This window comes from Streptomyces sp. NPDC031418 (genome assembly GCF_055581605.1).
In genome coordinates, this window is sequence record NZ_JBVIJC010000028.1 from 117,226 (window position 1) to 128,292 (window position 11,067).

The 11,067-nt window shown below is 69.9% G+C and carries 14 protein-coding genes and 1 pseudogene; 5 read left to right on the top strand and 10 right to left on the bottom strand.

From position 1 onward, the window contains the following. Window positions 1-45 precede the first annotated feature (45 nt). From ACZ5CZ_RS33175 to ACZ5CZ_RS33185, 3 genes are all read left to right on the top strand, one after another. Entirely contained in the window at window positions 46-510 is a 465-nt protein-coding gene (locus ACZ5CZ_RS33175) for a hypothetical protein (RefSeq protein WP_385842786.1), read from the top strand. A 254-nt stretch (window positions 511-764) separates the two neighbouring features. Beyond that, window positions 765-1,625 carry a hypothetical protein gene (locus ACZ5CZ_RS33180; RefSeq protein WP_468948124.1) on the top strand — a complete coding sequence of 287 codons (861 nt, stop codon included), beginning with the start codon at window positions 765-767 and terminating at the stop codon, window positions 1,623-1,625. Between the two features lie 162 nt (window positions 1,626-1,787). Beyond that, complete coding sequence (locus ACZ5CZ_RS33185; protein WP_468948155.1) at window positions 1,788-2,552, top strand: MerR family transcriptional regulator; 765 nt, start codon at window positions 1,788-1,790, stop codon at window positions 2,550-2,552. An 89-nt stretch (window positions 2,553-2,641) separates the two neighbouring features. Here the strand turns inward: ACZ5CZ_RS33185 and ACZ5CZ_RS33190 are convergent, their stop codons facing one another. The 5 genes from ACZ5CZ_RS33190 to ACZ5CZ_RS33210 all read right to left on the bottom strand — a co-directional run bounded on the left by ACZ5CZ_RS33190 (window position 2,642) and on the right by ACZ5CZ_RS33210 (window position 6,237). After that, window positions 2,642-2,869, bottom strand: a complete 228-nt coding sequence (locus ACZ5CZ_RS33190) for a hypothetical protein (RefSeq protein WP_468948126.1) — start codon at window positions 2,867-2,869, stop codon at window positions 2,642-2,644. A 170-nt stretch (window positions 2,870-3,039) separates the two neighbouring features. Then, entirely contained in the window at window positions 3,040-3,684 is a 645-nt protein-coding gene (locus tag ACZ5CZ_RS33195; RefSeq protein WP_468948128.1) for a response regulator, read from the bottom strand. After that, window positions 3,636-4,913, bottom strand: coding sequence for a sensor histidine kinase (locus ACZ5CZ_RS33200; protein WP_468948129.1), 1,278 nt, complete (start codon window positions 4,911-4,913; stop codon window positions 3,636-3,638). The genes ACZ5CZ_RS33195 and ACZ5CZ_RS33200 overlap by 49 nt, the downstream gene beginning before the upstream one ends. Before the next feature lie 12 nt (window positions 4,914-4,925). Further along, window positions 4,926-5,723 (bottom strand): lysostaphin resistance A-like protein, encoded by a 798-nt coding sequence (locus ACZ5CZ_RS33205; protein ID WP_468948131.1) that lies wholly within the window; start codon window positions 5,721-5,723, stop codon window positions 4,926-4,928. Between the two features lie 91 nt (window positions 5,724-5,814). Continuing rightward, the gene (locus ACZ5CZ_RS33210; RefSeq protein ID WP_468948132.1) at window positions 5,815-6,237 is read right to left on the bottom strand and encodes a MerR family transcriptional regulator; all 423 of its coding nucleotides are present in this window, start codon (window positions 6,235-6,237) and stop codon (window positions 5,815-5,817) included. A 55-nt stretch (window positions 6,238-6,292) separates the two neighbouring features. Here ACZ5CZ_RS33210 and ACZ5CZ_RS33215 point away from each other — a divergent pair, with 55 nt between their 5' ends. Beyond that, window positions 6,293-7,264 (top strand): SDR family NAD(P)-dependent oxidoreductase, encoded by a 972-nt coding sequence (locus ACZ5CZ_RS33215; RefSeq protein ID WP_468948134.1) that lies wholly within the window; start codon window positions 6,293-6,295, stop codon window positions 7,262-7,264. A gap of 48 nt (window positions 7,265-7,312) precedes the next feature. Here ACZ5CZ_RS33215 and ACZ5CZ_RS33220 read toward each other — a convergent pair whose 3' ends face one another. The 5 genes and pseudogenes from ACZ5CZ_RS33220 to ACZ5CZ_RS33240 all read right to left on the bottom strand — a co-directional run bounded on the left by ACZ5CZ_RS33220 (window position 7,313) and on the right by ACZ5CZ_RS33240 (window position 9,939). After that, a complete protein-coding gene (locus ACZ5CZ_RS33220) occupies window positions 7,313-8,206 on the bottom strand; it encodes an aminoglycoside phosphotransferase family protein (RefSeq protein ID WP_468948135.1) in 894 nt (297 codons plus the stop codon). Between the two features lie 46 nt (window positions 8,207-8,252). After that, window positions 8,253-8,411, bottom strand: coding sequence for a DUF3117 domain-containing protein (locus tag ACZ5CZ_RS33225; protein ID WP_385842803.1), 159 nt, complete (start codon window positions 8,409-8,411; stop codon window positions 8,253-8,255). A 36-nt stretch (window positions 8,412-8,447) separates the two neighbouring features. Beyond that, window positions 8,448-8,642 (bottom strand): annotated as a pseudogene (locus tag ACZ5CZ_RS33230) (DUF3117 domain-containing protein); the annotation flags it as partial. Window positions 8,643-9,226: 584 nt separating this feature from the next. Continuing rightward, window positions 9,227-9,571, bottom strand: a complete 345-nt coding sequence (locus tag ACZ5CZ_RS33235) for an ArsR/SmtB family transcription factor (protein ID WP_468948137.1) — start codon at window positions 9,569-9,571, stop codon at window positions 9,227-9,229. Continuing rightward, window positions 9,568-9,939, bottom strand: coding sequence for an SRPBCC domain-containing protein (locus tag ACZ5CZ_RS33240; protein ID WP_468948139.1), 372 nt, complete (start codon window positions 9,937-9,939; stop codon window positions 9,568-9,570). Before ACZ5CZ_RS33240 ends, ACZ5CZ_RS33235 begins: the two co-directional genes overlap by 4 nt. Window positions 9,940-10,137: 198 nt before the next feature. On the opposite strand from ACZ5CZ_RS33240, the gene ACZ5CZ_RS33245 reads away from it, so the two are divergent. After that, complete coding sequence (locus ACZ5CZ_RS33245) at window positions 10,138-10,845, top strand: VC0807 family protein (RefSeq protein WP_468948140.1); 708 nt, start codon at window positions 10,138-10,140, stop codon at window positions 10,843-10,845. Window positions 10,846-11,067 lie beyond the last annotated feature (222 nt).

Sequence of the window (11,067 nt, forward strand, 5' to 3'; positions counted from 1 at the left end):
ACCGCAGAGGTTGTGGTTCCACACAGACACCGGGAGAGAACGAACATGACGATCATGAAGCGGATGCCCGCCCGTGCCGGAGTGCTCATGGCCACGGCGGCGCTGGCGCTGGGCGCCGTGGCCGGACACGCGGAGGCCCGCAGCGCGGACATCTCCAGCTGGAACAGCAGGTCCGACTGCGACATCAAGAGCCCGTACGACCTCTGCCTGTACTACTCCCCCAACGCCAAGAACGCCGCGTACCGGACGAAGCTGCTCCAGGTCGGCGACCTGGGGACGAAGAGGTTCGGCGGCAGCGGGGCCGGCTCCGGCCAGCGGGTCCGCAACAACGCCGCGTCCGCGCAGAACGGCACGGTGTGCAACGTGGGCATCTGGTACTCGACGAACTTCCGCGGGGACTCCAACTGGCTGGCGCCCCACAAGGGCGGCAACCTCACGAGCTGGATGCGCAACAACGAGGCGTCCATCGCCGTCTCGGACCACACCCGCTGCCCCGGTCTCGGTCACTGAGCAGTCCCCAGACCTGTGAGCACGCGGTGCCCCGCCGGGGGCGGGGCACCGCGTGCCCGACCTCCGAGGAAGCGATGGCCATGGCGTACGTCTCCGCACCCGCCCCCGCACAACCGGCACGGCCTGTACGAGGCGCACCGCGTCGATGGCTGCCACGACGCATCGCACTCGCCGGCGGCGCGCTGGCGCTGGCGGCCCTGAGCGCCTGCTCCTCCCCGTCGGCCCAGCCGTCCCGTCAGACTGCACCACCCGCGGTGGGCGCGATTCCGCGGATCGTCGGGGTGGAGCACCTCCATCTGCCCATCGAGCGTTACATGTTGACCCCGCGGCAGGCACTGGAATACGACGAGGCGGACGACGCGGCCGTACGGGCCTGCATGCGGCGGCACTCCGTGCCGTACCCTGCGGCGGCCCGCCTCCCGGCAGGGTCGGCGGCGGAGCGTGAGGCGCTGGACGCGTACACCGTGCTGTACCGGCGGTACGGGCTCACCGACGCCGCGGAGGCCCGGACCTGGGGCTACCACACCCCCACCGCCGCATCCTCCGGGACCACGGCGGCGAAGGCGGCAAAGGTGGCGAAGCCCCGGTCCCTCTCGACGGCGGCCCGAGGTGTCCTCACGGGGGTGGACACCTCGGGCACGCCCCTCACCTCGTACCGTGGCCGGCCGGTCCCCAGCGGCGGATGCCTGGACGAGGCCGAGCGGCTGCTCGGCGCCGGGGGTTCGCAGGGTCCGGGCACCGATACGGACGGAATCGTCACCAGTATCAAGGCCGACGGCTTCGAACGGTCCATGTCCGACCCCCGGGTCACCAAGGTCTTCTCGGCATGGTCGGCGTGCATGACCTCCCGGGGCTTCAGGATGAGCACCCCCATGGACGAGGTGCCGTCGTCGAACGGCGCGACCCCGTCCCGCAGCGAGATCGCCCAGGCGCGGGCGGACGTCGCCTGCAAGGCACGCACCAATCTCGTAGGAGTCTGGTTCGCGGTCGAGTCGGCCTACGAACAGGCCGCGATCGCAGAGCACCGCGCGGAGCTGGACCGGGTGGTGAAAGCCCGCGACGCCACGATCCGCACGATCGACCGACTCTCGCACGGCGACGAGAACCAGTCATGAGGCGGTGGCGCGTTCACTGAGGCTCTTCGGCGCCTGCGACCCGGCGGCCCGTGGTGAACGGGGACACCACGGGCCCCTCTCAGGCTTGCGCTTTCCGTTACGGCAACTTCTACGGTCATGCGTGTGGCCGGAGAGACCGGCCCGGCGAAGGAGGCACCGGTCATGGCCTGGTCGATCGCGGAGGTGGCGCGGATGTCCAAGGTGACATCGCGGACGCTGCGGCACTACGACGAGATCGGGCTGCTGCCGCCTGCGTGGATCGGGAGCAACGGGCACCGCTACTACGAGGAGGCCGATCTGCTGCGGTTGCAGCAGATCCTGCTGATGCGGGAGCTGGGCCTGGGGCTGCGCGAGATCCAGGCGGTCCTGGACAGCCAGCTCGACCAGGTGGCCGTGCTCCGTGAGCACCACGAACGGCTGCTCGCGGAACGGGACCGGCTGGAGACGCTGGCCCGTACGGTCGGGCGCACCATCGCCGAACTGGAAGAAGGCAGAGGCAAGGACCGTATGACCAGGATCAACAAGCCGGAGAACCTGTTCGAGGGGTTCCAGGCGCCCTCCGAGGCCGAGGCCGAGGTGCGGGAGCGGTGGCCGCAGGCGTGGGAGCAGTCCCGGCGGACCGTCGAGGCGATGACCTCCGAGGACATGGAGAGCTGGCAGCGTGAGGTGACGGCACAGATGATCCGCATGGCGGAGTTCATGGTGGCCGGCACACCGGTGTCCGACCCCGCGGTACAGGCCGAGGTGGACGCCAACTACCGGGGCATCTGCCGGTTCTGGACGCCGTGCGCGGCCGCGTACAAGGGAGTGGGCCAGAGCTATGTCGACGACCCGCAGATGCGGGCGAACTTCGACAAGATCGCCGAGGGTCTCGCCGTCTACCAGCGCGATGCGATGACCGTGTACGCCGACACCCGGCTGAGCTGACCGCACGCGCGTACCTGGTGGGCCGACCACCCCGGCTGCCACGGTGCCGGCTGTTGACCCGCTGAGGACCGGGATGGCCTGACGTCGTCCTACGCCGCGGTGCCCGGCCCGGCCTCCCGTGGGTCCCCGAGTGGCCGGGTCAGCCCGTAGTCGTCGGCCACCCGGCGCCACGGTTCCGTCTCGTCCAGCTCCCAGTAGTCCCGGCAGTCATCACACCGGTACTCCACGCTGCCCGCATCGATCCTCAGCACGGCCCCGTGCGGGCAGCGACTGCCGTCCCCGCGGCCGGCACACTCCTGTTCCCAGGTGTCCCCCATGGGATCGACCGTGCGGTGTGCCGACGGCAGTCAGACAGAGGGCGTACAGGGCGCATAGGCGCTCACCATGGGCAACACACCCCAGAACGCCTCAACAGCCCCGGGTAATTGCCCAGAACGCAATCGCCGCTCGCGCCTCCTCGAAGGGGTTCGAAAGCGCGCCAGGGCGTTCAGCTCTTCAGGTACGCCAGCACCGCCAGCACCCTGCGGTTCACCTCCGGAGAGGGTTCCAGGCGGAGCTTTCCGAAGATCGCTGCTATGTGCTTCGCCACGGCGCTCTCGCTGATGTGGAGGGTGTGGGCGATGGACGTGTTGGAGTGTCCCTCGGCCATGCCGGCGAGGACCTCGTGTTCGCGCGGGGTCAGTGAGTCGATGCGGCCGCGTTTCTCACTGCGGGACAGCAGCTTGGCGATCACGGTGGGGTCCATGACCGTGCCGCCGGCGGCGACGGTGCGCAGGGCGTCGAGGAAGGTGGTGGTGTGGGTGACGCGGTCCTTGAGGAGGTAGCCGACGGCGCCCTCTCCCGAGGAGAGCAGCTCGTGGGCGTAGAGCTGGTCGAGGTACTGGGAGAGGATCAGCACCGGGAGGCCGGGGCGGATACGGCGGGCTTCCAGCGCCGCCTTCAAGCCCTCGTCCGTATGGGTCGGTGGCAGGCGTACGTCGATCAACGCCACGTCCAACTCCCGTTCCGTGAGGGCTCTCAGCAGTTCGGGACCGTTGTCCACCGAGGCGACGATCTCGCAGCCGTGTTCGTGCAGGATGCGCGTCAGGCCGTCGCGGAGGAGGAAGAGGTCTTCGGCGAGGACGACGCGCACGGTATCTCCAGGGTCGCGGTGGTCGGACCACCCGGCGGGCTGTGCAGGGCGAGCACGCCGTCGAAGATATCCAACCGCCGCCGTACTCCGGCCAGTCCGCTGCCACCGGCGGGGTCCGCCCCGCCCCGGCCGTCGTCCGTGACCGTGACGCGCAGGTGCGTGGCGTCGTGCGCCAGGGTGATACGGACGCTCGTGGCCTCCGCGTGCTTGGCCGCATTGGTGAGGAGCTCCGAAACCGCGAAGTAGGCCGCCGCTTCGACCGGAGTGGGCAGGCGTGGCAGGGGCGGGCTCGCGGAGACTTCCACGTCCAGGTGGCTGTCCAGGGCCATGGAGCGCACGGCGTCGGTGAGGCCCCGGTCGGCGAGGACCGGCGGGTGGATGCCGTGCACCAGGTCGCGCAGATCCTGGAGGGCGCGCTCGGAGGCGGCACGGACGTCCAGGAGCAGGGCACGGGCGGTCGCCGGGTCGGTGTCGAGCAGTCCGGTCGCCTGATCCAGAGTCAGCCCGAGGGCGACCAGGCGTGCTTGTGCACCGTCGTGCAGATCGCGTTCGATACGGGTGATCTCGGCCGCGTGTGCATCCAGGACGGTGGCCCTGTTGTCGGTGAGCCGCGCCACCCGCCGGGCCAACTCGGTCGTACGCGGCGCGGAGAGCAGACGGCGGCTCACACGGCCGTGCAGGGCCAGGACGGGAACTGAAAGGCGCAGGCCGACTGCGGCGAAGGTTAGGCCCAGCAGCAGTGCCGCCAGCGCCGTCGGCGTCGAGGTGACCGGTATGAAGGCGTACCAGTTGGCGTCGCCCAACTGCCGCCAGACGAACGGCTGGACTAGGGCGCCGAACGCCCCGTACCCGATCAGTGTCGGCGGCACCGAGGCGAGCGGGCCGCCCGTCAACGGCTCGAGCCAGGCCCAGCGCAGATCGCGCCAGAAGCCGTCGTCACCGAGGATCGCGGCGCCGGTACGACGCACCGGGCCGCGGTCGGGCAGGGGTTCGGGCGGACTGAGGGGGCGGCCGCTCCAGTGGACGGTCCGCGTGCGGTGACGGTCGGCGACGCGGCGCAGGCAGGCGGCGGAGGGCGGCAGCAGCCGGAGGCCGAGGCCCACCGGCACGAGCAGCAGGGCGAGGCCCACCAGCAGCCCGGCGCCGGCCACCTCGAAACCCGAGAGCCCGGTCAGTTGGCATCGGCCCAGCGCGACCGCCTCGTCGCGCCAGGACCACTTCACCCGCACGCCCCCGCCTCCTCATTCCACCGCCGCGGGGATCGTCAGCGCCCTGCGGCCGAACACCCAGGCCCCCGCCACCAGCGCGCACGCTACCCCGAAGAGCACCATCGGCGCCGTACGGCCCGTCTCCTCGTCCATGAACAGGAGCATGCCGAGGTTCACCAGGGCGTGGAAGGCACCTGCCATCAGCAGCCGGGCCATGCCGCCCGTCGCCTCCAGGGCCAGGCCCAGGACGATGGACATCGCGATCGTGGCGAGCAGGAAACCCGCCGCGTACGCCGGGGCCTCGGCCAGTACCTGGACGTGCCACAGCCCCCACACCGCGCCGACCGTGGCCGACGCGGTCAGCGCGCTGAACCTGGTGCGCAGCAACGGCTGTAGGTAGCAGCGCCAGCCGATCTCCTCCCCGCACGCTCCGAGGAGTTGCGCGACCGCTATGAGCAGGAGGGAGTGGTGCAGTGTGCGCGGGTCGGTGGCGTGGGGCGTGCCCGTGAGCAGGGCGTAGGGGCCCGCCGACAGCAGGATGATCAGAAAGGGCGAGGCGAGCAGCGGCCAGGCGGAGGTCAGCCGTGTCCGGGGCCCGGAGACCAGCGCCCGCGTGTTTACCGGCCACAGCAGAGCCGCCAGCGCCACCGCCAGCGCCGGGCCGAACTGGGTGAGTTGCACCACCTCGGGAGGGATCCCCGTCGCCGGTTGCAGTGCCCCCAGCGCTCCGGCCGCCAGGAAGGCCACCGTCAGATAGACCGCTGTCCGTACGGTCGGGCTCTCACCCTGTCGCGTCGTCCCGGCCGTTCGCATCGTTCTTGTCGTCCGCATGACCTTCACGATGCCGGGCTGCCAGGCGCCGCGGACTGTAGCTGGATACCGAAGACCGTGTACCTGGATACACCCCTTCACCGTCCCTGTCTCAGACCGTCGGGTCCCAGAGCCCGCCCGCCTCGCCCCGGGCAAGGTGTTCGGCGTAGACGCCGACCTTCCAGGCGATCACCGAACGGCACTCCTCCAGCGCCTGGATCTGCGCCTCGACGCGCTGTTGATGTGCGTCGAGGAGCTCCAGCCGTTCGGCCTCATTGCCCGGGCCATGCCGTACCAGTTCGGCGAACCGTTTGAGGTCGGCCAGCGGCATGCCGGATTCGCGCAACTTCACGCAGATCAGCAGCCAGTCGACATCGGCGGTGGTGTACCGCCGCCGACCGCCCGCGGTGCGCTGGACCGGTCCGAAGAGCAGGCCCTCACGCTCGTAGAAGCGCAGTGCATGCACGCTGAGGCCGGTCCGCTCGGCCACCTCGCCGATGCTCAGTGGCTCGGCACGGGTTTCGACAGTCGCCATGCCGCCCAGCCTAGGACTTGATCTAGACCTCGCTCTAGATTCTAGCGTCGTCGGCATGACCATCAGTGATCAGCAGCCGCTCGGCTCGCCCTTCTCCGCCGCCAGCACCGCCGAGGACGTCCTCGCCGGTCTCGACCTGTCCGGCGCCACCGCCGTCGTGACCGGGGGCTATTCCGGACTCGGCCTGGAAACCACCCGAGGTCTGGCTGCCGCCGGGGCCCGGGTCATCATTCCCGCACGCCGGCCCGGCCTCGCCCGCGCCGCTCTCGCAGACGTGGACGGCTGCGATGTCATCCCCATGGACCTGGCGGACCTCGCCAGCGTGCGCGCCGCCGCCGCACACATCAAGGACTCCCTCGGCAAACTCGACTTCCTCATGGCCGTCGCAGGCGTCATGGCCACCCCTGAGCAACGCGTCGGGCCCGGCTGGGAAGGCCAGCTCGCCATCAACCACTTCGGACACTTCGCCCTTGCCTGCGAGCTGTATCCACTCCTGGCCGCCGCCGACGGTGCGCGGGTCGTCGTCAACAGCTCCGCCGGGCACGCCTTGACCGACATCCGCTGGCACGACCCGCACTTCTGCGCCGGCTACGACAAGTGGCTGGCCTACGGTCAGGCGAAGACCGCCAACGCCCTGTTCGCCGTGGAGTTCGACGCCCTCGGACGCGACGACGGCGTCCGGACGTTCGCTCTCCACCCGGGAAAGATCATCACCGGGCTCCAGCGGGAAATGACTCTCCAGGAGCAGATCGAACGTGGATGGGTGGACGAGCACGGCAACGTGATCGGCGCCGACTTCAAGACACCCTCCCAGGGCGCCGCAACCGGCCTGTGGGCCGCCACCTCCCCGCTCCTCGGCAGCCGAGGCGGCCTCTACCTCGAGGACTGCGACGTCGCCCGTGTCTCGGCACCCGCCGCACCCATGGACGACGGCGGCGTCCGCGCCTACGCCATCGACCCGGAGGCAGCCGCACGGCTGTGGGAACTGTCCGTCGCGGCGACCGGCGCTACCCCGGTCACGCGCTAGCCGGGTCTCCGGCCGGGTGTAGCGTTCCGCGTCTCCGGTCCGCCCACATCAGCCTCTCAGAACACGGTCGAGCGCTACCCGGCCTACGGGTCCCCACGCCGGCTTGCCGCCAGGAAGGCCTTGGTCCCCGTTCTGTCCCATCAGCATGAGGAACAAGCTCTTCAGGGCGGCCAGCCCACGGGCGCGCCGGATCGTCCCCTCGTCCGCCTGCGCGTACACGTCGAAGAAGCGTGAGGTCGCGCCTGAGGGAAGGATGACCCATGCGGCGGCGAGGTCCCACGCCGGATCCCCGGCGAACAGGGAACCGAAGTCGATCACGCCCGAGAGCGTCCCGTCCGAGACGACGACGTTCGCCGGATGCAGGTCGCCATGCACCCACACCGGCGGCCCCTCCCACTCGGGCGCCGCGACAGCGTCATCCCAGACGGCTCGGACATCGTCGGCGAGGTCGTCGGGGACGACGGCGTGGAAGAAGTGGTCGAAGCCGTCCGTGCACTGCTTGGGGTGGCCGCCGCGGTCCTCGCTGATCGGTGCGTCAGCGGGTGCCTCCACGTGGAGTGCCGTGAGGAAGCCCGCCAGGGTGTCGGCCGCGTGGTCGCCGCGACTGATCGCAGAGCAGTCCAGCGGCTCGCCTGCAACCCACGTCATCACGGTCCAGTGCTTGGGAAAGCGCGCGGACGGTTCACCGAACCGCACCGGGGTCGGCACCGGGAGCGGCAGGCGCGGGGCCAGCACCGGCAGCCACCGCCGCTCCTTGAGCTGGAACTCCGGTGTGGGGTCCATGCGCTGCATGCGCACGGCCAACTCGTCCCCGAGACGCCACATCTGGTTGCCCCAGCCGCCCTCCACCTCGCGGATGGCGAGCCCCGCAAGGTCCGGATGCTGCTCCTTCAGCAGGTCGTGGACCAGGTCGGCGGTGATCTCGATCTCGGAGTCGGTCATGCGGAGCCACAGTACTGGGGCAGGTGAGGTGGCTCCCGCTCTCACATCAGTCGACGACGTTGCGGAGTACGTCGGTGAGGGCACCGGCGTCGGCCGGGCTCAGTTCGAACACGACCCGACCGCCGCCTTCGAGCGGTATGCGCATGAGGATGATCTGCCCCTCCCTGGTGACCTCCAGCGGGCCGTCGCCCGTACGCGGCCTGATCTTGGCCCTGAAGCACGCAGTGGATTCACCGTTGTCGACGACTTGCTTGAGCGCGCCGGTGAGGTCACTCGCCTCTGCCGGGGTCAGTTCGAGCACGAACCGACCGCCGCCTTCGAGCGGTAGGCGCATGATGATGCCCTGCCCCTCCTTGGTGACCTCCAGCGGGCCGTCGCCCGTACGCGGCCTGATAGCGGCGCGCGGCTGAGAGAACTCACCACCGTTGAGGGTCAGCGGCTGCCTCGCGTTGCCCTCGGTCTTGACTGTGCACGTCCCCGCACCGGGTGCCGCGGTGGCGGCAGGCGCCAGGAACACCATGCTCCCGAGGACGAACGATGAGGCAACGAGCGAGATGACGGCGTTGCGCCGGATGCACCGGGCCATGGTGGGTGTCCTCCCTCGCGATGCGTGGAGGGCGCCGCGGAGCACGGGGGCAAGTCACCGCGCCAGCTGGCCGAAACTGTCCCTCCAGCGACAACGGGATGTACGACTGTGGCGCCGGACTGGTGGGTAAGGCGCCGCTCCCCCATCCTCCACCTCCCCGCACCCGGTGTCGACCGGACGGCCCTGGGCCTGTCAGCCTGCCTGACGGACAGGCCCAGCAGCTCGCCCCAGGGCGGCTTGACAGCTGGTGCTGGGCGACCGCGGCCACGACCACGGCACGTGCCGTCGTATGGTCGGGGACCTCGGCGTGAAGCCACTGATCGCCCGCCGCCGGCCCCGAGCACGGCTCCGGCCTGGGCACCCAACGCTGGGTCGTGGAGCGCGCCTTCGCCCCCGAAGCCTTCCTCGTTCTGGGATGCGCACCGATCTGGGGGTCAGGGCCCAGCGGCCCCCTCCGCCAGATCCTTGATCGCGTTGAGGCGGCGTTCCCACTGGGTGGCGAGGGTGTCCATCCACCGCGTCGCCCGCCTCAGTGGTTGCAGGTCGGCTTCGTAGCGGACCTCGCGTCCGACTCTGTGGGCGCGTACGAGTCCTGCGCGGTCGAGGACGGCCAGGTGTTTGGCCACCGCTTGGCGGGTGATGGGCAGGCTTGCCGCCAGGGAGGTCGAGGTCGCGCCGCCTTCGCGGGCAAGGACGGCCAGGACCTCTCGGCGGATCGGTTCAGCAAGGGCCACCAGGACGTCATCGGGAGCCTGTTCGCCCTCGTTGGTGCGGGTCATGCCGTGGTCTGTTCGCAGTCCGCGCGCAGTTGGTCGAGCTTGCCAGGCCAGTTCTGACCGTTGGCGCGGTGCCGGCCGATGACCTCCTGCGTGGGCAGCCCGAGGTGCGCAAAGCCGCTTTCGACCATGGTGAGCCGGGTGCCTCCTGTGGAGTCGTCTTCGGTCAGGGTGAACTCGACCAGAGTGGCGTTCGAGTCGTCCGGTTCCTCGCCTGCGGCGCCTTGAGACCACCGCCAGGACAGGCGGCGCGGAGGCTCGACTGTCTGGATACGGGCGGGAATGACGCCGTGGACGCCGTGGTCGAAGACCAAGAGGCCGCCGGGGCGCAGGTCGATCTTGACCGGCTCTCCATTGCCGAACCAGCACATCCGGCGACGCGTACGCAACCAGCCGGTTACACATGGGGTAAGTGGCCGCATGGGCCCCAGCAAGCTTCGGGCACCCGCTTCGTACTAGCCATCACAGTCCAAGATCGGCAAGAATGTGCGCGGTTCAGACGTCCGCCGGATCACGCCGGGCGCCTCTGCACGTGCCTTCTGCACGATTCATTCCTCGGGGGAAATCGCATGTCCAGTGCTACTTCGCAGCCTCCTGCCCGAAAGCGGTCGACCGCCGCTGTCGGCTGGTTCCTCACCATCGCTCTCAACGTGGTCGCACCCATCCTCATCTACAACCAGTTGCACGACCACGGCTACAGCGAGTCCACCGCCATCCTCGTCTCCGGTCTCGGCCCGGTGCTGGACATCGCGATCTACCTCGCCTGGCACCGGCGGATCGACGAATTCGCCATCGTCTCCCTGCTTTTCGTGGTGCTCACCCTCGTCATCTCGTTCACCGGACCCGACGACCCGCGGCTGCTGCTGGCCAAGGACTCCTTCGTGACCGGTCTGGTCGGCGTGGTGTACCTGGCCACGCTGGCCGCGCCGCGCCCGCTGATGTTCTACTTCGGCCGCAAGTTCGCCACGGACGGCACTCCGCAGATGATCGACTGGTGGAACGGCATGTGGCAGTACCCGGGGTTCCGCCGAGTGCAGCGCAATCTCACGATCGTCTGGGGCTTGGCGTTCATCGTGGAGGCGGTGCTGCGGATCGTGCTCGTCTACCAGCTGTCCCACAGCCAGATGGTGACCGTCAACAGTTTCCTGCCGTACGTCGTGATCGGCGTGCTGGTCTACTGGACGATGACCTATGCCCGGCGGGCGAGCGCCCGCGGCCGCGCCGCAACCGCAGCAGCCCAGGCCACCGCAACGGCGGGCGTCGACCATTCGGTCTGAGCCCGGCACCTGGTGAGCTGCCGCGACGCACACCCCTGACCACCGCGAGGTGGTGAGACGAACAAGAAGATCGCCGCCGTCCTTGCGGATGAGCGCGCGGTAGGTGAAGTGGTGACCCTGGCCCGGGGGGGGAGGGTGGGGGGGAGAGAGGGGGGGGGGGGGGGGGGGGGGGGGGGGGGAGGAGAACCGGGGGGAGGGAAAAGAAAACACCTTCTGTAACAT